The sequence below is a fragment of the Streptomyces sp. NBC_00989 genome, from assembly GCF_045162655.1.
In the GTDB taxonomy this organism is placed as follows: domain Bacteria; phylum Actinomycetota; class Actinomycetes; order Streptomycetales; family Streptomycetaceae; genus Streptomyces.
In genome coordinates, this window is sequence record NZ_CP108728.1 from 3730766 (window position 1) to 3756178 (window position 25413).

The window sequence follows — 25413 nt, forward strand, 5'->3', positions numbered from 1 at the left end:
GCCTCTTCAACGTGGTCGCACATACGAAGAAGGCCACTGCCGGTGGGGTGTCGTTCGCATCCCATGCTCGGCAATGGCCTCCTCGTCAGATCTGCTGTCGTCCGCCACGCGCGCGTGCGCGACGGCGTACCGGGCCGACTTCTGACGACCCTAGCGGGATTCCGCGGGGCGTCGCGCGTCGATCGCGGTACGGACTCAGATGCCGACCTTGATGCGCGTGAAGCGCTTCAGGGTGACACCCGCCTCGTCCAGAACCTTCTGGACGGACTTCTTGGGGTCGAGCGCGTACGGCTGACCGAGCAGCGTGGCGTCCTTGAAGAAGCCGTTGACACGACCCTCGACGATCTTGGCGATCGCGGCCTCGGGCTTGCCCTCGGCGCGGGTGACCTCCTCGGCGATACGGCGCTCGGACTCGACGACCTCGGCCGGCACGTCGTCCTTGGCCAGGTACTTCGGCGCGAAGGCGGCGATGTGCTGGGCGACGCCGCGGGCGACCTCGGCGTTCGGCTTGTCCAGCTCGACGAGGACACCGATCTGCGGCGGCAGGTCGGGCATCGTGCGGTGCATGTACGCGGAGACGTAGCCGTCGGCGTACTGGGCGAAGCGGTCCAGGACGATCTTCTCGCCCAGGTTCGCGTTGGCCTCGTCGACGAACGCCTGAACCGTCTTGCCGGACTCGATCTCGGACGCGAGCAGCGCCGCGATGTCGGCCGGGGAGGTGGCGGCGACGTGCTGGGCGATCTGGTTGGCGACGGCCTGGAACTTCTCGCCCTTGGCGACGAAGTCCGTCTCGCACTTCAGCTCGACCAGGACACCGGAGGTGTTGTCGTCGGCGATGACGGAGACCACGGCGCCGTTCTCGGCGGAGCGGCCCTCGCGCTTGGCGACGCCCTTCTGGCCCTTGATACGGAGCGCCTCGACGGCCTTCTCGACGTTGCCGTCGGCCTCGTCCAGGGCCTTCTTGCAGTCCATCATGCCGGCGCCGGTGAGCTCGCGGAGCTTCTTGACGTCGGCGGCGGTGTAGTTCGCCATGATCTGAAAATCTCTTCTCGGAGTTCGAAGTCTCGAAGTCGGCGGCGGCCGCGTGGTGAGCGGGCTTCCGCCAAAGATCTACGGGCTACGAAGATCTAGGGGCTGTGGATGAACGGCGGGTGGCGCGGTCCGCACCACCCGCCGTCCTTCTGCCAGCCCTTTGGCCCGGAAGGTCAGGCCGTTGGCCGGAGGGTCAGGCCTGCTCGGCGTCGGCGGCCGGAGCGGCCTCGACCTCAGCCTCGGCGACCGGAGCGGCCTCGGCGGCGGGGGCCTCGACCTCGGCAGCGGCCTCAGCGACGGGAACCTCGTCGGCCTGCTCGGCGTCGGCGACCTTCTCCGTCTCGGCGGAGGTCTGCACCTCGGCCTCGGCGGCGGGGGTCTCGTCGGCCTTCTTCTCGCCCTCGAGCAGGTCGCGCTCCCACGCGGCGAGCGGCTCGCCGGCGGCCTTGTCACCCTTGGCCTCGGCGGCGACACCGGAGCGGCTGATGAGGCCCTCGGCGACGGCGTCGGCGATCACGCGGGTGAGCAGGGTGACGGAGCGGATCGCGTCGTCGTTGCCCGGGATCTTGTAGTCGACCTCGTCGGGGTCGCAGTTCGTGTCGAGGATGGCGACGACCGGGATGTTGAGCTTCCGGGCCTCACCGACCGCGATGTGCTCCTTCTTGGTGTCCACGATCCAGACGGCGCTGGGAACCTTGGACATCTCGCGGATACCACCGAGGGTCTTCTCCAGCTTGGCCTTCTCGCGCGAGAGCACGAGAAGCTCCTTCTTGGTGAGACCGGACGCGGCGACGTCCTCGAAGTCGATCTGCTCGAGCTCCTTGAGGCGCTGCAGACGCTTGTAGACGGTGGAGAAGTTGGTGAGCATGCCGCCCAGCCAGCGCTGGTTGACGTAGGGCATGCCGACGCGGGTGGCCTGCTCGGCGATGGCCTCCTGCGCCTGCTTCTTCGTGCCGACGAACATGACCGTGCCGCCGTGGGCGACGGTCTCCTTGACGAACTCGTAGGCGCGGTCGATGTACGACAGCGACTGGAGCAGGTCGATGATGTAGATGCCGTTGCGCTCGGTGAAGATGAAGCGCTTCATCTTCGGGTTCCAGCGACGGGTCTGGTGACCGAAGTGGACGCCGCTTTCCAGCAGCTCCCGCATCGTGACGACGGCCATGGCCGTTCTCCTTGATTTACTCGGTTGTGCCGCGAGCGCCGGACGGCACTCGCGCCTGACGCCCACGTGCGCGTGCCCAGAGGACCGAGGAGCGCTGACACCGGATTTTCGTCTTTCGACGGAGGACCGGATGCCGGGGCGTGCGAAGTCGACCCGGTGACCCGGATCGCCAAAGGAAGTGTACGGGACCCGCGAGGTACCGGGTGACGCCGTTGTCCACAACCGCCCACCGGTCCACAGCTCCCGGCCATGATCGGCGCGGATACGGCACGGTTCGCCCATGCGGATGCGACGAAATGACCGAACTGCGCGCACTGGCCCCGCCCTACTACTGACCCTCTTCCTGACCCTGCTGACCTGCACGGCCCGAGCGAACGACAGCCCTCCACCGACGCCCGGGGTCCCTGCCCCCTCCGTACCGGCGATCGCACGTACCTGGCCGGTGGGCTCACACCCTCCGGTCCTACGAGGCTGGGAACCCCCGGCGACGCCCTACGCCCGAGGCCACCGAGGCGTGGACCTGGCGACCCCGGCCGGCACCGAGGTACGAGCGGTGGCGGCGGGCCGGGTGTCCTTCGCGGGCCGGGTCGCGGGAAGGGGCGTGGTGTCGGTGGAGTTGGCGGGGACGGATCTCCGCACGACGTACGAGCCGGTGAGCGCGACCGTGAAGAAGGGTGCCGAAGTGAAGCCGGGCGAGGTGGTGGGGACGGTGGAGGTCACCGGCTCCCATTGCGCAACGACGTGCGTGCACTGGGGCTTGCTGAGAGGGGAGACGTACTTGAACCCGTTGGAGCTACTGCCCCCATGGCTGCTGAACAGAGGGCCGTCACGCTTGTTGCCGGTGCTAGGAGCGCCCCTTTAGGGGCGCGGGGCTGTATCGGATGTGCGGCTCCGCCGCTGGGCGCGCCCAGCCCCCACCGGGCCCACACCCGCGGCTCAACCCAGAACCCCCCGCAAAGCCATACTCACCGCAGCCTCAGTAATCACCGAAGGATCTTCCGCCGCCCCCAGCTCAATCCTGCGGACCGCCGCATCGACAACCCCCTGAAGCAACATCGCCGCAAGCCGCGGCTCCGCATGCCCCATGTCCCCCAACGCCTCGACGATCATCGCGACGAGCCCACCATGCGCGGCACGAATCTTTTCCCGCGCCCCCGCATCGAGTTCACTCGCGGAGATGGCGACAACAGCCCGATGCCGCCGATCCCCGACCAACGCGAGCTGCTGCCGCACATACGCCTCGACCTTGCCCTCCGCCGAGTCCGCCCGCCGCATCGCCGCCGACACATCCGCCGCCCAGACGGGAAAGTCAACCTCGCACAGTTCCTCGACGACAGCCGCCCGCGACCGGAAGTACTCGTACACGGACGACCGCGCGAGCCCCGTCCGCTCGGCCAGGGCCGGGAAGGTCAGCGCCTCCGTCCCACCCTCGGACAGCAGGGAACGAGCCGCGTCCAGCAGGGCGGCTCGCTGCATCGACCGGTGCTCGGCCACGGAGGCCGCTCGAATCCTTGGCACGTCAACCACTCTACGGACGGCGCACCCCCGGCGGGAGTGACCCGGGCCATGCAGGCACGATTCTGCGAGGTCAAGAAGGCCGGACGGCTTTCGCTCAACGGCCGAAACTCGCCAGCTTGGCGCGCAGCTGCAACACGGACTTGGTGTGGATCTGGCTGACCCGGCTCTCGGTCACCCCGAGCACGTTGCCGATCTCGGCGAGGGTGAGGCCCTCGTAGTAGTACAGCGTGACGACGGTCTTCTCCCGCTCGGGCAGCGTGTTGATCGCCCGCGCCAGGAACCGCCGCAGCTCCCTGCCCTCGGCCACCTCCACCGGGTTGTCGGCGGCGGTGTCCTCCAGCGTGTCCATCAGGCTGAGCCGGTCGCCGCCCTCGCCGCCGGCGTGCAGCAACTCCTCCAGGGCGACCACGTTCGCCAGCGACAACTGGCTGAAGACGGCGTGGAGTTCCTCCACCGCGATGCCCATCTCGGCGGCCACCTCGCCCTCGCTGGGCGTGCGCCTGAGCCGCGCCTCCAGCGTGGCGTACGCCCGCTCCACGTTCCGCGCCTTCTGCCGTACCGAGCGCGGGATCCAGTCCAGCGCGCGCAGTTCGTCGATCATCGCGCCCCGGATGCGGGTGATCGCGTACGTCTCGAACTTGATCTCCCGCTCGATGTCGAACTTCTCGATCGCGTCGATCAGTCCGAACACCCCCGACGACACGAAGTCCGCCTGTTCCACATTGGGCGGCAGCCCGACGCTCACCCGTCCCGCGACGTACTTCACGAGCGGCGAGTAGTGCAGGATCAGCTGCTCACGCAGCCGCTCGTCGCCCGTCGTCTTGTACGACCGCCACAGCTCGTCGAGCGTCGAGGGAGCGGGCGGCCGGACGCTGCCACCGTCGCGGGCGGCTGGGGGGATCGCCGCCCGGTCGGACCCGGAGGTGTGCTGGGGCATTCGTCGCCTTGTGCCGTTCTGCCGTGAAGTGGGGTTGCCTGGGTGAGCTGTCGGACTGATGTCGAGTTACCGGTCTGTCTGCCGGTCTGTGCCGGAATCCCCGTGAGCGTAGCGTGACTGGAGTGTCGCGGTGTGCGAAGGGCGGGGCTCGGACCGGGCACGGACGCGTTCGACGGGGTGCCGGAACGGGGCACTCCGATCGCTCTGCGTGATCATCGGAATGCGCCAACTGCGGGAATTCCCAAGGGTGTCGGGGTTCCCCCGGACGGCCGAACACACTCGGTCAGCGGCGCCCCCGATCGGGCCGGACCGAGATCATCGCCTGGCGTGTCAACTTCCAGCCGTCGCTGTGTCGTTCGACGTAACCAAGTGCTCGGAGTTCGTACAGTCTCGCGATCGCGTCGTCCTCCGTGGTCTGCGCACCGCGCGCGATCTCCCGTGGCGGTGCCGCCCTGTTGCCGGGCAGTGCGGCGAGGATCCGCCGGGCGGCAGGCTCCAACAGGTCGCGCGGGAGCACCGGTCCGCGTCGGTCCGGGGCCAGTTCGCCGATGTCGCCGACCAGTTCGACGATTTCCGCGGCGTCGGTGACCAGCACCGCGTCCCCGCGCAGGAGTTCGTGCACTCCGGCGGACAGCGCGCTCGTGGCCGGCCCGGGCACCCCTATCGTGTGGCGCCCCAACCGCTGCGCGGCCCGCGCCGTGACGAGCGACCCGCTCCGGTACGCGGCCTCGACGACCACGGTGCCCCGCGTGAGCGCCGCGATCACCCTGTTCCGGAGGATGAACCTGCTCGGCGTCGGATGCTCACCGGGCGGCAACTCGCCCACCACGAGCCCCTGTTCGGCGATCCTGCGGATCAACTCGGCGTGCCCGCGCGGGTAGGGCCGGTCGACACCGCAGGCGAGTACGGCGACGGTGACGCCGGTCGCGCCGAGGGCGCCGCGATGAGCGGCACCGTCGACTCCGTAGGCGCCGCCGGACACGACCACCCAGCCGTGTTCGGCCAGTCCGGCGGCGAGGGTGGCGGCCATGTGCGCGCCGTACTCGGTGCAGGCGCGGGCGCCGACGACGGCGACCGACTTGAGGGCCCACGTCCGCAGGTTGGGCCGCCCGCGCACCCACAGTCCGATGGGCCGCGCGTCCCCGAGATCGTCGAGCTGAGCGGGCCACTCGACGTCACCGGGACACACGAACCGGACGCCCGCGTCCTGCGCGACGGCCAAGTCCCGCCCAGGCTCGACCAGTCCGGCCCGCGCGCACAGCCCGGCCCACCGCTTGTCGGTCACCCCGACGAGCTGCGGCCCGCCGTTCCCGAGCCGCCGGGCGACCTCCACGGCCCCGAGCTCCCGGACCCACCGGCCGGCGACCTCGTCACCGGGTTCGACGACCCGGGCGAGGAAGACACGGGCAAGCAGATCGTCGCCCGTGCCATGAGCCCCGCCCGCGTCACGAATCCCGCCCGCGTCACGAATCCCGCCCGCGTCACGAATCCCGGTCGGGTCTTGAGCCCGGGTCGGGCCATCGGTCCGGGTCCGGTCATGGGCCTCGCCCGCGTCATGGGTCCGGGTCCGGTCATGGGCCCCGCCCGCGTCATCGATCCCGGCCCGATCACGACTCCCAGCCCAACCATCGACCCCGGTCCGGTCCTTGGCCCCGCCCGTGCCTTCGGCCCGGGTCATGTCATCGCCCCGATGGCCATCGGTACGCCTCGCGGTACGCCCGTGCGCAGTTGGAGCGCGAGGGCGACATCGGTCGCACCGGGCCGGTCATGGCCGACGAGGTCCGCGACCGTCCAGGCGACGCGCAGCACCCGGTCGAGCCCGCGCGCGGTGAGCGCACCGCGCTCCAGACTTCGCTCGGCCTCGTCCATCGCCCCGCGCTCGGCGTGCCAGCGGCTGCGCAGTTCGCGGCCGGGCACCTCGCTGTTGGTGCGCCAGGGCGTGTCCGCGAGCCGCGCCGCCGCCCGCTCCCTGGCCGCCCGCACCCGGTCCGCGACCGTCGCCGTGGACTCGCCCCGCGAGCCGCGCCCGGTGAGCTGGTCCCGGGTGACGCGGTCCACCTCCACCCGCAGGTCCACCCGGTCGAGCAGCGGCCCGGAGAGCCTGGCCTGGTACCTCCGGATCGACATCGGCGCGCACTCGCACAGGTCGTCGGTCTGCGAGAAACGGCCGCACGGACAGGGGTTGGCCGCGAGGACCATCAGGAACCTCGCCGGGAACCGGACCACGCCCGCACTGCGGGCGATCACCACATGCCCGGCCTCCAGCGGCTGCCGTAGCGCATCGAGGGCCTGGCCGCTGAACTCCGGGGTCTCGTCAAGAAACAGAACCCCTCGATGGGACAGCGACACGGCACCGGGCCGCGCGATCCCCTGGCCGCCCCCGACGAGGGCCTGCATCGTGGCCGAGTGGTGCGGGGCGCAGTAGGGAGCGACGTCGATCAGGGGTTTGCCCGGGGGCAGCAGGCCCGCCACCGAGTGCACCGCCGTGACTTCCAGCGACTCCTGCCGACCGAGCCGGGGAAGGACCGCGGGCAGCCGCTCCGCGAGCATCGTCTTCCCGGCCCCCGGCGGGCCTTCGAGGAACAGATGATGGCCGCCGGCCGCCGAGACCTCCACCGCCGTCCGCGCCGAGAACTGGCCGACGACATCGGCGAGATCATGCCCCGGGTCGTGCTGGGACGCGCCCACGCTGTGCATCCCCGTGGCAGCCCCCGTACCGGGCATGCGCAGCCCGGCGAGCAACGGGTCCGGGCGCCCCAACTCGTCCGGCTCCTCGTCGGGCACGGGTTCGTCGGCGAGGACGGCGATCAGCTGTCGCAGTGTGCGGACGCCCAGCACGGAGACGCCGGGTACGAGCGACGCCTCGGCGGCGGCGCATTCCGGCACGACGACCTGTTCGTATCCGGAGTCCGCGGCGGCCAGCACCGCGGGCAGGATGCCCCGGACCGGCCGGACCCGTCCGTCCAGACCGAGTTCGCCGATCATCACGATGTCGGCGAGCACACGCGGATCGATCCGCTCGGCAGCACCGAGCACGGCCGCCGCCACGGCGAGGTCGAAGCCGCTGCCGCTCTTCGGTACCGACGCCGGGCTCAGTCCCACGGTCAGTTTCTTCTGCGGCCAGGGAGCGCCCGAGTTGACGACCGCGGCCCGCACCCGGTCCTTGCTCTCCGTCAGGCTCTTGTCGGGCAGCCCCACCAGCGTGAACGCCGCGACCCCGGGTTCGAGGTCGGCCTGGACCTCGACCACCACACCCTCGACGCCCACCAGCGCCACCGAACACGTACGAGCGAACCCCATCTCAGGCCACCCCCCGCGCGTGCTCGACGACCGGCCCGCCGCGCCGGGGCAGGACGACGCCGACCAGGTCGATGCGGACCCCTCCCGGCGGGGCTCCGCCGTGCGTGTGGATCCACCGCTCGGCGAGGCCGCGTAGGCGCTCCGCCTTCTCGGGTGTGACGGCGGCCATCGGGTGCTCGAAGGCACCGGTCCGCCGTGTCTTGACCTCGCAGACCACCAGGACGTCGCCGTCCCGCGCCACGATGTCGATCTCGCCGGTCCTGCCACAGCGCCAGTTGCGCTCCAGGACCGTCATCCCGGCCAAGGCCAGCCGTCGTGCGGCCAGCGTCTCGCCGTACCTGCCGAGTGCACTGCGTGCGTTCATGTCGGCACCACCTCCGGCTCCAACCGTCACGCGGAACGGCCCACCAAGTGGATCTTGGTGGGCCGTTCAGTGATTGTGGAGAACTCCGTCACCCACACGAGTGAGAGCCACCGTGTGGATCCCCGCCGTCACCCGCCCGGCAGCTCCAGGTCGCTCTTGTTCAGCTCCTCGATGTTCACGTCCTTGAACGTGAGTACGCGGACCTGTTTGACGAAACGAGCCGGTCGATACATGTCCCACACCCAGGCATCCGCCATGGACACCTCGAAGAACACCTCGCCCTGGACCGAGTGCACCTGCATCTCGTAGTCGTTGGTGAGGTAGAAGCGCCGTTCGGTCTCGATCACATATTTGAACAGACCGACGACATCGCGGTACTCCCGGTAGAGCTTCAGCTCCATCTCGGTCTCGTACTTTTCGAGGTCCTCGGCGCTCATGGCATGTTCCCCTTCACCCGTGCGATCCCACCATTGTGCGCCAGTCCCGTAAGCCCCTAGACGATTTCGGTGTCGAGGGTCACGGGCCCGGCCGGGGGACCTTCGTCGAGCAGCCTGCGGAGCAGCTCGGCGAGTCTGGTCGGATACACCGTCTCATGCGCCCGGTCCAGTTCCCGGCACGTCCACCAACGCGCTCCGGAGACGCTGCGCCGCTCCAGCTCGGTGAGGGCCGTGGCGCCGGGCACGCCCTCGGCCGTGGCGGACGTCCTGGCCAGGTAGTACCACTCGTCCTGGTCCCAGCGGCGGCCCGCGAACGGGAAGGAACACGTCCGGGTCCACAGCACCGGGCCGAGCTCGACCTGGGTGATGCCGGTCTCCTCCGCGAGTTCCCGTAGGGCCGCCTCCTCGTGGGTCTCGTCGCCCTCCAGGCCGCCGCCCGGCGTGAACCACCAGTCGTCGGACGGATCGTCCGGCTCATGGCCGTGGAGCAGCAGGATGCGGTCCTGCGGGTCGAGGAGGATCACCCGGGCGACCTTGCGCAGACCGCCCTCGTACGAGTCGCCGTACGCGCCCTCCTCGGTGGCCTCAGCGGGCACCGGCGGGCTCCGTCCGGGTGCGGGCGCGGCGGCCGGCCGCCAGCTTGGCGATCGGGCCGTAGGCACCGCCGCCGAGGACGAGGACCGCGCCCGCGACGATGACGGCGAGGATCGTGCCCAGCGGGCCGGGGTGGGAGAGGCTGCCGAGCGGTTCGAAGCCGGTGGGACGCTCCAGCATGCCCTTCATGGGCCAGACGACGGCGTCGACGCGGGCGCTCACGGCGCTGCTCGCGACGGTGCCTCCGGCGACGTCCGTGAGGTGGGCGCTGGAGTCCAGGGAACCCTGGCGTTCGTCGCCGAGGAGGAACAGGCGGCCCTTGGGGACCTTCACCGCGGGGATCGTCTTGTCCTCGGCCGCGCCGCCCTTGAGGTAGTCCTCGGCGATCTGCTTGCCGTTGACGACCAGTTTGCCGTTCGTGCAGCAGGAGACGGTGTCGCCGCCGACGGCGACCACGCGCTTGACCACGGGCGCGTTCGTCACCCAGGTCTTGTCGGTGAAGACCACGACGTCGCCGCGGTGCACCTCGTCGCCGTCGACGCGCTGGGCCAGCACCCGGTCGCCCGCGTCGATCGTCGGCGTCATCGAACTGGTCGGCACCGTGTACGGCCGGTAGACGACCGCTCCCCAGCCGAAGCCCCCGAGGAACAGCACAAGGCCCAGCGCGACGGCCAGTCCGGACAGTCTCTGTCCGGTCCGGCTGCCCACCGGGCCCTTGCCTGTGCCACCGCCGGTACGCGGGGCCGTACGTGTTGCGCTCTCGCCACCCATGGGTCCGCACCCTACCCGGCGGTACCGAGGGTGGTCAGCCCTTCCTCCGGGACCAAGGTCACAAGCTCTACAAGGCCTTTACTCGTCCTTGCCCGACCGCTTGCGGCGCCACAGCACCAACGGCAGGACACCGACGAGGGCGAGGCCCTGCGGAGCGGCCGTCAGGAGGCGGGAGGCCGAGGCCTGGGTGTTGATGCCCGCCTGGTCGAAGGTGTCCGGGATCGGCAGCGTGCCCCAGCGGTTGATGGGCCAGGCCTTGACGATCGCACGGCCGACGACGTCCTTCACCGGGACCATGCCGTGGTGCTTGTCGGACTGGTTGTAGCGCGAGTCCCGCGAGTTCTGCCGGTGGTCGCCCATCACCCAGATGTCGCCCTTGGGGACCTTGACGGTGAACTGGCCGCCCTGGTCGTCGTTGGTGCACGGGGTGTTGCCGGGGTAGACGTACGGCTCGTTCAGCGCCTTGCCGTTGACCGTCAGCGGGCCGGTGCCGCTGCAGGAGATGGTGTCGCCGCCGACGCCGATGACCCGCTTGATGAGGTCCTTCTCCTGGGCGGACGGCATCAGACCGATCCAGCTGAGCACCGTCTGCAGGGCGTTGGGGTCGGCCGCGGGCTCGCCCGCCAGCCAGTCGTCCGGGTCGTGGAAGACGACGACCTCGCCGCGCTCGGGCTCGGAGCCGAACCACGGGGTGAGCTTGTCGACCAGGACACGGTCACCCTGCTGGAGGGTGTTCTGCATCGAGTCGGAGGGGATCGAGAACGCCTGCACCAGGAACGTCTTGATCAGCAGCGCGAGGACCAGCGCGATGACGACCAGGATCGGCAGCTCCTTCCAGAAGGAGCGCGGCTTCCTCGGCTGGGGGGTCGGGTCGCCCGGCCCCTGTTCCTCGGTGCGGGTCGCGTCGCCCGGCGCCGTGCCGTCCTCGTCAGCTCCGGAGTCACTCCCGGAGGTCACGGCGCTGTCCGCAACCGGGGCGGGTGCTTCCACGGGACGTCCGTGGTGCTCCTCGCCGTCGTGTCCGGACCGTGCGCCAACCGCCACATCCCCCACGCCAACTCCTTACTCTGTGCCACCGCCTGCCCCATCCTCGGCGCAGACCCACCACTCCCATAACGAGCGGGAGTTCCGCAGGGCTCGGGAGTTGAACCGATCCGTTCGGATCGACCGGGGCAACCCTATGCGACAGTTCGGGACCGGCGGTCGTCCCCGACACGGAGTTGGAAACCGATGCGAAGGTTTTAGGTTCGTCCAGGCTGGTCCAGTGGCCCATGGGCCAGGCGATCACCTTGGCCCGGCCCACCACCGAACTGAGCGCGACCGTGCCTCCGTAGCTGGTGTTCTGGTGTGCGCGGGAGTCCGCCGAGTTGCCGCGGTGGTCGCCCATCACCCACAACCGCCCCTGGGGGACGGTGATGTCGAACTTCGTTTCGGACGGGGCGTTCCCGGGATACAGGTAGTCGCCCTCGGTCAGGGGGACGCCGTTGACGGTCACCCGCCCTTGCGCGTCACAGCACTTGACGTGGTCGCCGCCGACGCCGATGACCCGCTTGATGAGGTCCTTCTCGTTGTCGGACGGCAGCAGGCCGATGAACTGGAGGCCTTCCTTGACCTGCTTGACCACGATGGGGTCGTTCTTCTTGGTGGTCTGCTCGTCCGCGAGCCAGCCGCCCGGGTCGTGGAAGACGACGACGTCGCCGCGCTTGGGCTCGGAGCCGAACCACGGGGTGAACTTGTCGACCAGGACGCGGTCGCCGATCCGGATCGTCTGCTCCATGGAGCCCGACGGGATCACGAACGCCTGGAGGAGGAAGGTCTTCAGGACGAGGGCTATGAGGACCGCGACTCCGACCAGGAGGGGTATCTCCCGGACCGCGGAGCGCCGTCGGCGCCGCTTGACCTTGCGCTGGAGCTTGCGCCGCTCGGCCCGGCTGCGGCCGGCTCCCCCGGCCGGGGCCAGCGCGCCCGCGCCCGCGCGCCGGAAACCGGTCGGCAGCAGGTTCTCGTTCCCGTAGGAGCCGCCCGGCGGCGTGGCGCCGCGGGGCTTGCCGCGGTTACCCATGGACGCCGTCCGCGGCGGGTACGCGCGCGTAGGCACCGGGTCGGACGAGGTGGGTCCAGTGCCCGGCGGGCCAGACGATCCAGTCGGCTCGGCCGATGACGTCACCAACGGGAATCATGCCTCCGCCCGGGTCACCCAGGTGGTCCCGGGAGTCACTTGAGTCGCCGCGGTGGTCACCGAGGACGAACAGCGTGCCGTGGGGCACGACCACGTCGAAGGCCACGCTGGACGGAGCGTCCCCGGGGTACAGGAACGCCGTCTCGTCGACCGACCGCCCGTTCACCTCGAGCCTCCCCTTGTCGTCGCAGCAGACCACGTGGTCTCCCCCCACACCCACAACGCGCTTGATGTAGTCGGCGTCCCCGAAATAGCCGGTTCCGTCGAACACGACGATGTCGCCGCGCCGCGGATGAGCACCAAAACGGTACGCCAACTTATTTACGAGAACGCGGTCGCCGATCCTCAATCCGGATTCCATGGATCCGCTAGGAATTTGGAATGGCTGCAGCAAGAAGGTGTTGAGCAGCAGCAGAAACACCAGACAGACCAGGGCAGTCAGGGTGATCCGGCCGCCGGGCAGCCACTCGGCGACCCGCGCCACCAACGCGAAACGCGACCGGTCCTCCGGCCCTCCGGTGTCCGAGGTGTTCTCGGAGTCGGAAGGGCGGGAGGAGCGGTCGCGCTCCGTGTGCTGTGCTTCGGTGTCCATCGGAGCCAGATGTTATCCGGCCCCGATATGAACCCCGTATCAAGCTCAGTTGTCGCGCTTCTCCTTGATCTTCGCGGCCTTGCCGCGCAGGTCACGGAGGTAGTACAGCTTCGCGCGACGGACGTCACCACGGGTCACGAGCTCGATCTTCTCGACGATCGGGGTGTGCACCGGGAAGGTGCGCTCGACGCCGACGGAGAACGAGACCTTGCGGACCGTGAAGGTCTCGCGGACACCGGCGCCCTGGCGACGGATGACTACGCCCTTGAACTGCTGCACACGGGAGCGGTTGCCCTCGATGACGCGGACGTGGACGTTGACGGTGTCACCCGGGCGGAAGGCCGGGATGTCGGTGCGCAGGGAGGCGCCGTCGACGATGTCGAGCAGGTGGGACATTTCGTCTGCTTTCTTCATCGATGCCACAGGTCACCGACGGGAGATAGGTGAAGGGAAGGATGCTGTCCGTGTCGGGGCGGGCGTCATGTCCCCCTGTGGCAGGGGCGCACGCCGGACGACGCACAACAGCGACCTATTCTTCCACGCCGTCCGGCCTGCGCCAAAATCGGCCGTACGGCTCCCCCGCCGGGTCCGGTGCCCAGCCCAGGATCGAGAGCATCTCGCGGTCCTTCTTGTCGAAGGTCTTGGGCTCGCAGCGCTCGATCAGGTCCGGGCGGTGGGCGGCCGTTCGCTTGAGCGCCTCGTCGCGCCGCCAGCGGGCGATCTTGCCGTGGTGGCCGCTGAGCAGTACGTCCGGGATCCCCTGGCCGCGCCACTGGGGCGGCTTGGTGTAGATCGGCCCCTCCAGGAGGTTGGCCATGGCCCCGGGCGCGAAGGAGTCGTCGCGGTGGGACTCGGCGTTGCCCAGGACACCCGGCAGCAGCCGTGCCACGGCCTCCGTGACGACCAGGACGGCCGCCTCCCCGCCGGCGAGCACGTAGTCGCCGATGGACACCTCGTAGACGGGCATCCGGGTCGCGTACTCGTCGATGACCCGCCGGTCGATGCCTTCGTAGCGGGCGGGCGTGAAGACCAGCCAGGGCCGCTCGGAGAGCTCTACGGCGAGTTCCTGCGTGAAGGGCCGGCCGCTGGGCGTGGGCACGATGAGCGCGGGCGCACCGGAGCCCGTCTCGTAGCCGTCGGCCAGGACGGAGTCCAGGGCGTCGCCCCAGGGCTCGGTCTTCATGACCATGCCGGGGCCGCCGCCGTAGGGGGTGTCGTCGACCGTGTTGTGGCGGTCGTACGTCCAGGAGCGCAGATCATGCACGTGCACGTTCAGCTGTCCACGCGCGCGTGCCTTGCCGACGAGGGAGACGTTCAGCGGTTCGAGGTACTCGGGGAAGATCGTGACGACGTCGAGCCTCATGCGTCGGCGTCCTCGGAAGAGTCTTCCTCCGAAAGGTCTTCCTCCGAAGAGTCGCCCTTGGAGGACACGATCTCCGCCTGGTCGTCGATCAGCCCGGGCGGCGGGTCGATGACCGCGCGCTGCTCCTCCAGGTCGATCTCGGTGACGATCGACTCGACGAACGGGATCATCACCTCGCTGCCGTCGGGACGCTCCACGATGAAGAGGTCCTGGGAGGGCAGGTGCGAGATCTCGGTGATCCGGCCGATCTCCTCACCGTCCTTGGTGACGACGTCGAGGTCCATCAGCTGGTGGTCGTAGTACTCGTCCTCCTCCTCGGGCAACTCCTCGGGATCGACCTCGGCGATCAGGAGGGTGTTGCGCAGGGCCTCGGCGCCGGTGCGGTCGCGTACGCCCTCGAAGCGCAGGATGAGGCGGCCGCTGTGGACGCGGCCCGTCTCGATGGTGAGCGGTCCCGTCGGGGCGGGGTCCGTGAACAGGACGGCGCCGGGGGCGAGTCTGAGCTCGGGCTCGTCGGTGCGTACCTCGACGGTGACCTCGCCCTTGATGCCATGGGCACGGCCGATCCGTGCGACTACCAGTTGCACGTGTCCACATCTCCTGTTTCATGCAGATCGGGCCGGGGACGGCCAGTGGCCCTCCCCGGCCCGAGCCGGTGTGCGATAAGCGTCAGCGGACGTGGTCCACGTCGACAAGGTCGACGCGGACACCTCGGCCGCCGATGGCGCCCACGACGGTGCGCAGAGCGCGAGCGGTGCGGCCGTTGCGGCCGATCACCTTGCCGAGGTCGTCGGGGTGCACCCGGACCTCCAGCACGCGCCCGCGACGCAGGTCGCGCGAGGCGACCTGCACATCGTCAGGGTTGTCGACGATGCCCTTCACGAGGTGCTCGAGAGCCTCCTCGAGCATGCTCAGGCCTCGGTCGACTCGGACTCGGCCGCAGCCTCGTCCTTCTTGTCAGCCTTCTTCTTCTGGGTGATCGCCTCACCCTTGCTCGTGTCGTCGCCACCGAGGGCGTCGAACACGGGACGCGCGGCCTTCGGCGCGGCCACGAGCAGCGGAGCCGGGGCCGGCAGGCCCTTGAACTTCTGCCAGTCGCCGGTGAGCTTCAGGATGGCGAGCACGGGCTCGGTCGGCTGCGCGCCGACACTCAGCCAGTACTGCGCGCGGTCGGTGTCGACCTCGATGCGCGAGGGGTTCTGCACCGGGTGGTACAGACCGATCTCCTCGATGGCCCGGCCATCACGGCGGGTACGGGAGTCGGCGACGACGATGCGGTAGTGAGGCGAACGGATCTTGCCCAGACGCTTCAGCTTGATCTTGACTGCCACGGGAGTGGGTTCTCCTGGTTTTGACGTGGTTGGGCACGGCGAGATGGCCGCGTGGGGTTGCGGTACCCGAGTGCCCGATGGACGCGTCAGCCGGAGGCGAGAGGGTTCCTGTGCGGCTGTCGAGTACAGCTAGCCATTGTGCCACACCCTGGCGGCCGGCCCGACCGGGGAGCATGCCCCCGCATGCCCCCGCCCATGCCGAAGCGACACCCGGCGCCGGGAGGTGACCGGCGCGGGTGTGCGCAACCCGGCCTGCGGGATGCGGCTGCCACGAGCAGCCGCGTCCTCAGGCCGCGCCCACGACCTCCGGGATGCGGAAGGGCTTGCCGCAGCCCCCGCACACGATCGGCGCCTGGGCCAGCACCGACGGGACGACCCGTACGTTACGACCGCAGTCGCACACCGCCTTGACGCGGACGCCGCCACCGGACGAGCCGTGACGGGCGGCCGGGCCGCGGAAGGTACGGGAGGTGTCGGCCGAGGTGGCGACGGTGTGGGCCTTGAGCGCGCGCTGGAGGCGCTCGATCGTCGGCCGGTAGCGCCGCTTGGCCTCGGGGTTGAGCTGGACCAGCGAGAAACCGCTGCTGGGATGCGGTTCGTCGGGGTGGTCCAGGCCCAGCTCCTCGGCGATCGCGAGGAATCTGCGGTTGTGGTAGCGGCCGGCGCGGGACGTGTCACGCACTCCACGCGAAGCGGCGATGCCATGGACTGCCTCATGCAGCAGTCGCTCGAAGGAGAGCTCGTGTCCGCAGGCGGACGACGACTCTCCGATCAGGGACTCGGGCGCGGCCAGATCGGGCAGTTCGGGGTGGTACCGCTGAATGTCGGCCCACGCCTCTGCCAGCTCTGCGGCGAGAACAGGTGGTGTCTGTGTCGTGCTCACGTAATGACAACGAGCCGGAGTGCCCCTGTGTTCCGATTCCGGGGCATCCCAAATAATTTGCACGTACCCGTCAGTTGCCGCTGATGCGTCCGGAGGAGGGCGGGTGCGCTGATCTGCGGAGAAGCCTCGCAGCTCAGCACAAGGTGGTGCGTAGGCCCACGTACGACCCGGCGCGTAGACGCTGTCCACGCGCCGGGGGAGCTGATGTCCGCCGTTGCGCAAGGGGCGTTTCGGTCGCTCTCCCGCCCGAGCCCGCCGCTTCAGTAGGCGCGCGCGACGATCGCGACGTTACCGGGTGCCGTGTCGGCGTCCGGTACCGACCCGTCCTCGGCGACCAGACACCGTACGGTCACCGCGTGCTCGGCCAGCTCGGCCTCGCCTTCTTCACCGAGGGTCGCCCACGGGATGCGCGCCCAGCCGCCCGCGGTGGCGGCCTCGACGGCCTCCGCGATCGTCGACACCTCGGAGGTCCGCGACTCGCGCCGCTCGCGGGACTGCCTCAGCAGCAGCGCCTGATCCTCCTCCAGGACTACGGGAAGCAGCTCTACGAGGGAGTCGATCGCCACCGGCTCCTTGCCGCCCGGGATGCGGCGGGCCAGCATCGCCGTGCCGTTCTCCAGGTCACGGGGTCCGACCTCGATCCGTACGGGTACGCCCTTCAGCTCCCAGTCGACGGCCCGGCGCCCGAAGGGGATGTCCGTGCGGTCGTCGACGCGGACGCGGACGCCCGCCGCCTTCAGCCGGGCCCCGATCTCGCGGACCTTGGCCAGAACCGCCTCGTCGCCCTTGATCGCGAGGACGACGACCTGGATCTGCGCCAGTCGCGGCGGCACCCGGAGTCCGTCGTCGTCGCCGTGCATCATCACCAGGGCGCCGATCATCCGCGTGGTGGAGCCCCAGGAGGTCTGCCAGACGAGTTCCTGCTTGCCTTCCTTCGACAGGTACCGCGTGTTGAAGGCCTTCGCGAAGTTCTGGCCCAGCTCGTGACTGGTCGCCATCTGCAGCGCCTTGCCGTCGCCCATCATCCCTTCCAGGGTGAGGGTGTTGATCGCGCCCGCGAACCGCTCCTTGACCGTCTTGCGGCCCGGTACGACGTCCATCGCGAGGACGTTGACCATGAAGTCCTCGTACACCTGACGGTGGATGTGCGCGGCGAAGTCGCGCGCCTCCTCGTAGGTCGCGTGCGCGGTGTGTCCCTCCTGCCAGAGGAACTCGCTGGTGCGGAGGAAGAGCCTGGGCCGCAGTTCCCAACGGACCACGTTCGCCCACTGGTTGATCAGCAGGGGCAGGTCGCGGTAGCTCTGCACCCACTTCGAGAAGTACTCGTTGATGATCATCTCGGAGGTGGGCCGGACGACCGCGGGCTCCTCCAACTCCTTGCCGCCGCCGTGCGTGACCACGGCCAACTCGGGCGCGAAGCCCTCGACATGGTCGGCCTCGCGGGCTAGGTAGGACTGCGGGATCAGCAGCGGGAAGTACGCGTTCTCGGTGCCCGTCTCCTTGATGCGGGCGTCCATCTCGGCCTGCATCCGCTCCCAGAGGCCGTACCCGTACGGTCGGATGACCATGGAGCCGCGCACCGGGCCGTTGTCGGCCAGTTCGGCCTTGCTGATCAGATCCTGGTACCAGCGCGGGAAATCGTCCGCCCTGGGAGTGAGTACGGGTGCCTTAGCCATGGCGCGATGGTACGGGCCCACGTTGCCGTCATGTGAATTCTCGCCACTCCCACAGGGAAGCCACAAGCCGGGCCCCACAACCCCTGGACGCCGTAGCGCGTGCGGAGTTTGCTGGCATACGGGGGAAGTGCGGGCGCACATCACGGGGGCCTCGGAAACGGGCACGGCCACATCTCTCGGCGGATTGGGGCGCTTTCCATGACACCTACGCTCGTGCGGCAGTACCTGCCTCATGCGGGGCCAGCGCCCCGCGTGGACCTGGGTGCACGCGCGCGTGACTGGTCCGAGATCCAGGAGCGGATGCTGGTGCCGCTCTACGAAGCGGTCTACGAGCGACTGGAAGTGGGACCCGGCACCCGGCTGCTCGGCCTCGGCTGCGGTTCCGGGCTGGCCCTGCTGATGGCGGCCTCCAGAAGCGCGACGGTCACCGGTGTCGAGCGCTCCTCCCCCGAACGGCTGACGCTCGCCCGTGAGCGACTGCTGCCGGCCGTCTGGTCCCCACGCGCGCGTGCGCAGACCCGGCTCGTCTACGGCTCCCCCAGGGACGCGGCCGACGCGGAGACGCCCGCGTACACCCTGGTGACCGCCTTCGAGCCCATCGGGTGTCTCGCGGGCGACTCGGAGGGCCTCGGCGACGTGCTCGCCGCCGCGACACCGCTCGCCGCGCGCGGGACGCCCGTGGTGCTGGCGGGCTGGGGTCCGCCGGAGCGGTGCGCGACCGCGTCCGTGCTGCGGGTGGCCACCAGGCTGGCGGACCCGCTGCGCGGCACGGGCAGTCCGCGCCCGGTCCTGCGCGACGACCTGGAGGAGGTCGCCCACCGCGCGGGCCTCAGGCCGGACGGCTCGGGCCGGGTCGCCTGCCCCTTCGGGTACGCCGACGTCGAGAGTGCCGTACGGGGGCTGCTGTCGACGGGGCTCTTCGACGCGGCGATCGTCGCGACGGACCAGGCGCAGGTGGACAAGGAGTTGGCGGAGGCGTTGCATCCGTATCGACGGCAGGACGGCACGGTGTGGATGCCGAACGTGTTCCGGTATCTGATCGCGCGTACGGCCTGAGGACGACTCGTCGCGCGTCCGACCTGAGGACGACTACGGCTCTTCCTTGAAGAGGCGCGTGACGCCCGCGATGCGGTACGCGTCCGTCTCCTCCAGGGTCTCGTTCTCCAGGAGGGCCGCCGCGAGCGCGTCCAACTGGTCGCGGTGGTCGCCGAGTTTGTGGATGGCCTCGTCGTAGCACTCGTCGACGATGCGGCGCATCTCGTCGTCGATCACGTCCAGGGTCTGGGGCGCGGCGGAGAGGCCGTAGGCCTGCTGGGCGTCGCTGGGGAGGGCGGAGAGGCGGCCGACGCGCTCGCTCATGCCCCAGCGGGCGACCATCCCGCGCGCGATGTTGGTGACCTGTTCGAGGTCGTTCTCGGCACCGGTGGTGATCACGCCGTAGACGACCTGTTCCGCGGCCATGCCGCCGAGGGCGCCGATGATGCGGCCGCGCAGGTACTCCTCGGTGTAGGCGTACTTGTCGGCGTCCGGCGTCGAGAGCGTGACGCCGAGGGCCCTGCCGCGCGGGACGATGGTGATCTTGCGGACCGGGTCGGCGCCGGGCTGGAGCATGCCCAGGAGGGCGTGGCCGCTCTCGTGGTAGGCGGTGCGGCGGCGTTCCTCCTCGGGCATCACCAGCGGGCGTTCGGCGCCCAGTTGGACCTTCTCCAGGGCTTCCGAGAGGTCGGTCTGGGTGACCTGGTCCTGCTTGCGTTTGACGGCGAGGAGGGCGGCCTCGTTGGCGAGGTTGGCGAGTTCGGCGCCGGTCATGCCCGGGGTCGTGCGGGCGACCTGGGCGAGGTTCACGTCCTTCGCGAGCGGGATCTCGCGGGTGTGGATCTCCAGGATCGCCTTGCGGCCACCCCGGTCGGGCGGGGAGACCACGACCACCCGGTCGAAGCGGCCGGGGCGGGTGAGGGCCGGGTCCAGGACGTCGGCGCGGTTCGTCGCCGCGATCACGATGACGCCCTCGGAGCCCGAGAAGCCGTCCATCTCGGTGAGGATCTGGTTCAGGGTCTGCTCGCGCTCGTCGTGACCGCCCATGCCGCTGCCGCCGCCGCGGGCCCGGCCGATGGTGTCGATCTCGTCGATGAAGATGATCGAGGGGGCCACCTTGCGGGCCTCCGCGAACAGTTCACGCACGCGTGAGGCACCGACACCGACGATCATCTCGATGAACTCGGAGGCCGACGCCGAGAAGAACGGCACCCCGGCCTCCCCCGCGACCGCCCGCGCGAGCAGCGTCTTTCCGGTGCCGGGCGGGCCCGAGAGCAGCACGCCCCGGGGCATCTTGGCGCCCATCTTGCGGTACGCGTCCGGGTTCTTGAGGAAGTCGACGACGTCGTTCAGCTCGCCCTCGACCTCGTCGATGCCGGCGACGTCCTCGAAGGTCGTGCGCTGCTTGCCCGGCTCCAGCTCGACCGGCTTGGGCGGGGCCTTGCGGCCGAGCATGCCGCCCGCGCCGCCGAGCCCCGAGCTCATCCGCCGCGCGATGAAGAGCCACAGGACCACCAGGAGCAGCATCGGGGCCAGCGAGATCAGCAGATTGGCCAGAAAGCTCCGGTGCTGTACGACGGGTTCCGCCGTGACGGTGACGTTGTGCTTGGTCAGGTCCTCCCAGAGCTGGTCGTCCGCGAAGGTCGGCCGCTCGGTGTCGAACTTGGTGTACTTGCCGTCGCCGTCGGGGTTGTCCTGGCCCTTCTTGAGCTGGCCCTGGATCGCGTTGCCCTTGGCGTAGATCTTGGTGACGTTGCCCGCGTCGACCTGCTTGCTGAACTCCGTGTACGAGATCGTCGGTTCGTCGCCCTCGTTGAAGAACGACAGGATGAGGTTCGCGACCAGGTACACGACCAGCGCGGTGAGGATCAGGCTCCACCAGCCGCCGCGCATCTTCCTCCCGCCCGGCGACGGCTTCGGGGGCTCGTCGGGGGTGCCCTCGGTACGCCAGGGCTGGTCGGGAGACTTGCGCGGCGGCGCGGGGTTGGTCATATCGGGACGTTACGACACGGACCAGGCGTCGGCACGCCCAGCATGCGCCGAGGGCGCCCTTCCGGAGAAGGGCGCCCTCGGCGACGTAGAAGACGGGCTGTCAGGCCATGAGCCCTGTGCGGCTCAGCCCATGAACTTCTTGAACTCGTCCGGCAGCTCGAAGTCCTTGCCGCCCTGCTCGGGCAGTCCGAACGCGTTGCCGCCCTGGGCCGCACCCGCCTCGCGGCGCTGCGCCTCCTCCAGCTCCTGCTGCTTGCGCTTCATCGGGTTGCCGGAGCGCTGCTTGCCCTTGGCCTGCTTGGGCTGCTTCTTGGTGCGGCCGGGGCCGCCACCCATGCCCGGCATCCCCGGCATGCCGGGCATCCCGCCACCCTGAGCCATGCGGGACATCATCTTGCGGGCCTCGAAGAACCGCTCGACCAGGCCCTTCACGGCGCTGACCTCGACGCCGGAGCCCTTGGCGATACGGGCTCGGCGCGAGCCGTTGATGATGGTCGGCTCGGCGCGCTCGGCCGGGGTCATCGACTTGATGATCGCGGCCGTGCGGTCGACGTCCCGCTCGTCCAGGTTGTTGATCTGGTCCTTGATCTGGCCCATGCCGGGGAGCATGCCGAGCAGCTTGCTGATGCTGCCCATCTTCCTGACCTGTTCCATCTGGGACAGGAAGTCGTCGAGGGTGAAGTCCTGGCCCTTCTTGGACGCCAGCTTGGAGGCCATCTTCTCGGCCTCTTCTTGGCTGAACGTCTTCTCCGCCTGCTCGATCAGGGTGAGCAGGTCACCCATGTCGAGGATGCGGGAGGCCATCCGGTCCGGGTGGAAGGCGTCGAAGTCGTCGAGCTTCTCGCCGTTCGACGCGAACATGATCGGCTTGCCGGTGACCGAGGCGATCGACAGGGCCGCACCACCGCGGGCGTCGCCGTCGAGCTTGGAGAGGACCACGCCGTCGAAGCCGACGCCGTCGCGGAAGGACTCGGCGGTGTTGACCGCGTCCTGGCCGATCATCGCGTCGACGACGAACAGGATCTCGTCCGGCGAGACCGCGTCACGGATGTCCGCGGCCTGCTGCATCAACTCCTGGTCGATACCGAGGCGGCCCGCGGTGTCCACGATCACGATGTCGTGGACCTTGGACTTGGCGAACTCGATGGAGTCCTTGGCGACCTTGACCGGGTCGCCCACACCGTTGCCCGGCTCGGGCGCGTAGACCGCGACACCGGCGCGCTCGGCGACGACGCTCAGCTGGTTCACCGCGTTCGGGCGCTGGAGGTCGGCGGCGACGAGCAGCGGCGAGTGCCCCTGGTCCTTGAGCCACTTGCCGAGCTTGCCCGCGAGGGTCGTCTTACCGGCACCCTGGAGACCCGCGAGCATGATCACGGTCGGCGGGTTCTTGGCGAAGCGCAGGCGCCGGGTCTCGCCGCCGAGGATCGTGACGAGTTCCTCGTTGACGATCTTCACGACCTGCTGGGCCGGGTTGTTGAGCGCCCTGTTGAGGTCAGCGCCGAGCGCGCGCTCCTTGACGTTCTTGATGAACGTGCGGACGACCGGAAGCGCCACGTCCGCTTCGAGGAGGGCGATCCGGATCTCGCGCGCGGTGGCGTCGATGTCCGCCTCGCTCAGACGCCCCTTGCCACGCAAATTCTTGAAGGTCGCTGAGAGGCGGTCGGAGAGAGTATCGAACACGGCGGCGTCGGTCCTCGGAGTCGGGGGCAGTGTGAGCGTCTTCCAGGGTATCCGGCCGCGCAAGCGAATCGTCCCCGCCCGCAGGGACGGAAACCCTGGGCGGGATCACGCCCGCAACGTCTCCTCCAGTTTCCGCGCGATCGCCGTGGCCTCCTCGCCCGGCAGGGGCATGCCCTCCCCGCCGGTGACGTAGAAGGCGTCCACCGCGTTCGAGCCCAGGGTGCTGACATGCATGCTTCGCACCCGGACCTTCGCCTCGTCCAACGCCCGCCCGATGCGGTGCAGCAGCCCCGGGGCGTCATGCGCGCGCACTTCGATCACCGTCGCGTGCCGGGAGGCCGCCGCGGCGACCGTCACGCGCGCCGGCGGGGCCACGACACCCCGGCGGCGCGGATACGCGGCGTCGCGCTCCGCGAGGCGCGCGGCGATGTCGAACGACCCGTCCAGGGCGCGTACGAGATCGGCGCGCAGCCTGGCCGCCTGGGGCAGGGAGCCGTACTCGGCGGCGACCCGCCAGTTCAGCAGCAGGATCGAACCCTCCACGCCGTCGGGCAGGTCGAGCGCGCGCAGCTCCGCCGTGCGGACCGTCAGGCGGTGCATCGCCAGGACGCCCGCCACCGCGGGGAGTACGCCCGGCTGGTCGGGGACGGCGATCAGGAGTTCCACGCCGAGGGGTTCGGGGTCGCCGGCGGGCTCGTCCTCGGACGGGGGTTCGGTCTGGGCGCGCAGGGCGAGCACCGGGCCGCCGGTCGCGACGGCCTCGATGGCGAGCCGTTCCTGTTCGGCGGTGGCCGCGCCCGCCTCGGGCTCCTCGGGGGCGTCCCCGGAGAGCACGGCGGCGACCCGCTTCACCAGGTCGGTGACGAGGCCGGCCCGCCAGGACGACCAGGCGGCCGGGCCGGTGGCCAGCGCGTCCGCCTCGGTCAGCGCGTGCAGCAGCTCCAGGGTGCTCGTCGTACCGACCGCCTCGGCGACCGAACGGACCGTCGCCGGGTCCTCCAGGTCGCGCCGGGTGGCGGTCTCGATGAGCAGCAGGTGATGGCGTACGAGCGTGGCGAGCACGGCGACTTCCGCGCGGTCGAAGCCGATGCGGGCGGCCACGTCCTTGGCGATGATCTCGCCGGCCACGGAGTGGTCGCCGGGCCAGCCCTTGCCGATGTCGTGCAGCAGCGCGGCGACCAGCAGGAGGTCGGGGCGGCTGACGCGGCGGGCGAACTCGGAGGCGCGGACGGCGGTTTCGATGAGGTGCCGGTCGACGGTCCAGATGTGCACGGCGTTGCGCTGCGGCCGGCAGCGCACCCGCTCCCAGTCCGGGAGGAGGCGGGTGATCAGCCCCTCCGCCTCCAGCGCCTCCCACACGTCCACCGTGGGCTGCCCGGAACCGAGCAGCGTCACGAGCTGTTCGCGCGCCTCGGCGGGCCAGGGTGTGGGCAACGGGCGCACGGTGGCCGCGAGGCGCCGTACAGCGTGCAGGGAGAGCGGAAGACCGGCCTGCGCGGCGGCTGCGGCGGCGCGCAGCGGGAGGACCGGGTCGCGTTCGGGGCGTGCGGCGCGGGCGAGCACCACCTCGCCGTCCTGTTCCACGACGCCCTCGGCCAGCGGGGAGCGCTCGGCGGCGGGTTTCGCGCCCCCGCCGAGCATGGCGCGCAGCCTCGGCCGCACAGCGCGCGACCGCAGCACGCGCCCCACTTCACGCCAGGTGACATCACTGGCGTACGACACGACGCGTGCCGCTTCGTAGACCTGCCGCAGCAGCGTGTCCGCGTCGAGGAGACCCAGCTCGGCGGCGACCTGGTCCTGCTCCTGGAGCGCGAGCCGGTCGGTCGCGCGCCCGGTGGTGAGGTGCAGGGCGTCGCGTACGTCGAGGAGCCGGCGGCGGGCGTCGGCGAGTCCTTCGCGCGGGGCGTCGGCGAGCCAGGAGGCCGCTACGGCGCGCAGCGCGGTGGCGTCGCGGAGGCCGCCGCGGGCCTCCTTGAGGTCGGGTTCGAGGAGGTACTGCAACTCGCCCTGGCGCTCGGCGCGTTCGGCGCAGAGTTCCTGGAGTTCGGGGAGGCGCTTGGGTGCCTGGTTGCGCCAGTCGGCGAGGACGGCCGTACGCAGTCCGGCGGTCAGGCCGAGGTCGCCCGCGATGTGGCGGGCGTCGAGGAGGCCGAGCTGGACCTTGAGGTCCTCGCCGGCGGTCTTGCGGGCCTCGGCGGGTGTGCGGACGGAGTGGTCGAGGGCGAGGCCGAGGTCCCAGACCGGGTACCAGATGCGGTCGGCGAGCGCGGCGACCGCGCCGGAGTCGCCGCCGTCGTGCAGGAGGAGCAGGTCGAGGTCGCTGCGCGGGGAGAGTTCGCCGCGGCCGTAGCCGCCGACCGCGACCAGGGAGACGCCCTTGAGGGCTTCGGAGCCGGCGGTGAAGAGGCCGGTCAGCCAGTCGTCGGTCAGTTCGGCGAGGGCTGCACGGCGCGGCGGCCCGGACCGCACCCCCTCAGTGAGGAGGCGCAGCCGGGCCGCCGCGTAGCCGCTGGGTCCGGAGTCCTCTGCATCCTTGCGCACGTCCGTACTCGTCACCCAGCGAC

The 25413-nt window shown here is 70.3% G+C and carries 25 protein-coding genes; 2 read left to right on the forward strand and 23 right to left on the reverse strand.

What is annotated here, in order from left to right; genetic code table 11:
• Positions 1 to 195: 195 nt before the first annotated feature.
• The gene (tsf, locus tag OG714_RS15900) at positions 196 to 1032 is read right to left on the reverse strand and encodes a translation elongation factor Ts (protein WP_406121583.1); all 837 of its coding nucleotides are present in this window, start codon (positions 1030 to 1032) and stop codon (positions 196 to 198) included.
• Positions 1033 to 1225: 193 nt separating this feature from the next.
• Positions 1226 to 2197, reverse strand: a complete 972-nt coding sequence (gene rpsB, locus OG714_RS15905) for a 30S ribosomal protein S2 (RefSeq protein ID WP_406121585.1) — start codon at positions 2195 to 2197, stop codon at positions 1226 to 1228.
• A 280-nt stretch (positions 2198 to 2477) separates the two neighbouring features.
• Between rpsB and OG714_RS15910 the strand changes: the two genes are divergently transcribed.
• On the forward strand, positions 2478 to 3059 hold the full coding sequence (locus OG714_RS15910) for a murein hydrolase activator EnvC family protein (protein WP_406121587.1): 582 nt from the start codon (positions 2478 to 2480) through the stop codon (positions 3057 to 3059).
• A gap of 74 nt (positions 3060 to 3133) precedes the next feature.
• Here OG714_RS15910 and OG714_RS15915 read toward each other — a convergent pair whose 3' ends face one another.
• The 18 genes from OG714_RS15915 to proS form a co-directional block, all read right to left on the reverse strand.
• Positions 3134 to 3691: a TetR/AcrR family transcriptional regulator gene (locus tag OG714_RS15915; RefSeq protein WP_406121588.1), complete on the reverse strand. Its 558-nt coding sequence runs from the start codon at positions 3689 to 3691 to the stop codon at positions 3134 to 3136.
• A gap of 118 nt (positions 3692 to 3809) precedes the next feature.
• Positions 3810 to 4652, reverse strand: a complete 843-nt coding sequence (gene whiG, locus OG714_RS15920) for an RNA polymerase sigma factor WhiG (RefSeq protein ID WP_019058710.1) — start codon at positions 4650 to 4652, stop codon at positions 3810 to 3812.
• A gap of 283 nt (positions 4653 to 4935) precedes the next feature.
• Positions 4936 to 6330, reverse strand: a complete 1395-nt coding sequence (dprA, locus tag OG714_RS15925) for a DNA-processing protein DprA (protein WP_406121590.1) — start codon at positions 6328 to 6330, stop codon at positions 4936 to 4938.
• Entirely contained in the window at positions 6327 to 7952 is a 1626-nt protein-coding gene (locus OG714_RS15930) for a YifB family Mg chelatase-like AAA ATPase (protein ID WP_406121592.1), read from the reverse strand. Before OG714_RS15930 ends, dprA begins: the two co-directional genes overlap by 4 nt.
• Position 7953: 1 nt before the next feature.
• Positions 7954 to 8316: a YraN family protein gene (locus OG714_RS15935; RefSeq protein ID WP_406121594.1), complete on the reverse strand. Its 363-nt coding sequence runs from the start codon at positions 8314 to 8316 to the stop codon at positions 7954 to 7956.
• 128 nt (positions 8317 to 8444) lie between these two features.
• Positions 8445 to 8753 carry a DUF2469 domain-containing protein gene (locus OG714_RS15940; RefSeq protein WP_003965949.1) on the reverse strand — a complete coding sequence of 103 codons (309 nt, stop codon included), beginning with the start codon at positions 8751 to 8753 and terminating at the stop codon, positions 8445 to 8447.
• 56 nt (positions 8754 to 8809) lie between these two features.
• Positions 8810 to 9349 carry an NUDIX hydrolase gene (locus OG714_RS15945; RefSeq protein WP_393044792.1) on the reverse strand — a complete coding sequence of 180 codons (540 nt, stop codon included), beginning with the start codon at positions 9347 to 9349 and terminating at the stop codon, positions 8810 to 8812.
• Positions 9339 to 10118 carry a signal peptidase I gene (lepB, locus tag OG714_RS15950; RefSeq protein WP_406121596.1) on the reverse strand — a complete coding sequence of 260 codons (780 nt, stop codon included), beginning with the start codon at positions 10116 to 10118 and terminating at the stop codon, positions 9339 to 9341. Before lepB (OG714_RS15950) ends, OG714_RS15945 begins: the two co-directional genes overlap by 11 nt.
• A 78-nt stretch (positions 10119 to 10196) precedes the next feature.
• Positions 10197 to 11171 carry a signal peptidase I gene (lepB, locus tag OG714_RS15955; RefSeq protein WP_406121598.1) on the reverse strand — a complete coding sequence of 325 codons (975 nt, stop codon included), beginning with the start codon at positions 11169 to 11171 and terminating at the stop codon, positions 10197 to 10199.
• Entirely contained in the window at positions 11059 to 12180 is a 1122-nt protein-coding gene (gene lepB, locus OG714_RS15960) for a signal peptidase I (RefSeq protein ID WP_406121600.1), read from the reverse strand. Before lepB (OG714_RS15960) ends, lepB (OG714_RS15955) begins: the two co-directional genes overlap by 113 nt.
• Positions 12173 to 12889: a signal peptidase I gene (gene lepB, locus OG714_RS15965; RefSeq protein WP_406121601.1), complete on the reverse strand. Its 717-nt coding sequence runs from the start codon at positions 12887 to 12889 to the stop codon at positions 12173 to 12175. The genes lepB (OG714_RS15960) and lepB (OG714_RS15965) overlap by 8 nt, the downstream gene beginning before the upstream one ends.
• A 45-nt stretch (positions 12890 to 12934) precedes the next feature.
• The gene (rplS, locus tag OG714_RS15970; protein ID WP_019058701.1) at positions 12935 to 13285 is read right to left on the reverse strand and encodes a 50S ribosomal protein L19; all 351 of its coding nucleotides are present in this window, start codon (positions 13283 to 13285) and stop codon (positions 12935 to 12937) included.
• Between the two features lie 133 nt (positions 13286 to 13418).
• A complete protein-coding gene (gene trmD / locus OG714_RS15975; RefSeq protein ID WP_406121603.1) occupies positions 13419 to 14252 on the reverse strand; it encodes a tRNA (guanosine(37)-N1)-methyltransferase TrmD in 834 nt (277 codons plus the stop codon).
• Positions 14249 to 14839, reverse strand: a complete 591-nt coding sequence (rimM, locus tag OG714_RS15980; protein ID WP_406121605.1) for a ribosome maturation factor RimM — start codon at positions 14837 to 14839, stop codon at positions 14249 to 14251. Before rimM ends, trmD begins: the two co-directional genes overlap by 4 nt.
• 82 nt (positions 14840 to 14921) lie before the next feature.
• Positions 14922 to 15161 (reverse strand): RNA-binding protein, encoded by a 240-nt coding sequence (locus tag OG714_RS15985; protein WP_005479813.1) that lies wholly within the window; start codon positions 15159 to 15161, stop codon positions 14922 to 14924.
• Positions 15162 to 15163: 2 nt separating this feature from the next.
• Positions 15164 to 15583, reverse strand: coding sequence for a 30S ribosomal protein S16 (rpsP, locus tag OG714_RS15990; protein WP_406121608.1), 420 nt, complete (start codon positions 15581 to 15583; stop codon positions 15164 to 15166).
• Between the two features lie 286 nt (positions 15584 to 15869).
• A complete protein-coding gene (locus OG714_RS15995; protein ID WP_019058697.1) occupies positions 15870 to 16466 on the reverse strand; it encodes a hypothetical protein in 597 nt (198 codons plus the stop codon).
• Between the two features lie 260 nt (positions 16467 to 16726).
• Positions 16727 to 18142 carry a proline--tRNA ligase gene (gene proS, locus OG714_RS16000; protein ID WP_406121610.1) on the reverse strand — a complete coding sequence of 472 codons (1416 nt, stop codon included), beginning with the start codon at positions 18140 to 18142 and terminating at the stop codon, positions 16727 to 16729.
• A gap of 198 nt (positions 18143 to 18340) precedes the next feature.
• Here proS and OG714_RS16005 point away from each other — a divergent pair, with 198 nt between their 5' ends.
• A complete protein-coding gene (locus tag OG714_RS16005; RefSeq protein WP_406121611.1) occupies positions 18341 to 19198 on the forward strand; it encodes an SAM-dependent methyltransferase in 858 nt (285 codons plus the stop codon).
• A 33-nt stretch (positions 19199 to 19231) separates the two neighbouring features.
• Here OG714_RS16005 and ftsH read toward each other — a convergent pair whose 3' ends face one another.
• The 3 genes from ftsH to OG714_RS16020 form a co-directional block, all read right to left on the reverse strand.
• The gene (ftsH, locus tag OG714_RS16010; protein ID WP_406121613.1) at positions 19232 to 21169 is read right to left on the reverse strand and encodes an ATP-dependent zinc metalloprotease FtsH; all 1938 of its coding nucleotides are present in this window, start codon (positions 21167 to 21169) and stop codon (positions 19232 to 19234) included.
• A 123-nt stretch (positions 21170 to 21292) separates the two neighbouring features.
• Positions 21293 to 22849 carry a signal recognition particle protein gene (ffh, locus tag OG714_RS16015; RefSeq protein ID WP_406121614.1) on the reverse strand — a complete coding sequence of 519 codons (1557 nt, stop codon included), beginning with the start codon at positions 22847 to 22849 and terminating at the stop codon, positions 21293 to 21295.
• Between the two features lie 105 nt (positions 22850 to 22954).
• Positions 22955 to 25405, reverse strand: coding sequence for a [protein-PII] uridylyltransferase (locus OG714_RS16020; RefSeq protein WP_406121616.1), 2451 nt, complete (start codon positions 25403 to 25405; stop codon positions 22955 to 22957).
• Positions 25406 to 25413: the final 8 nt, after the last annotated feature.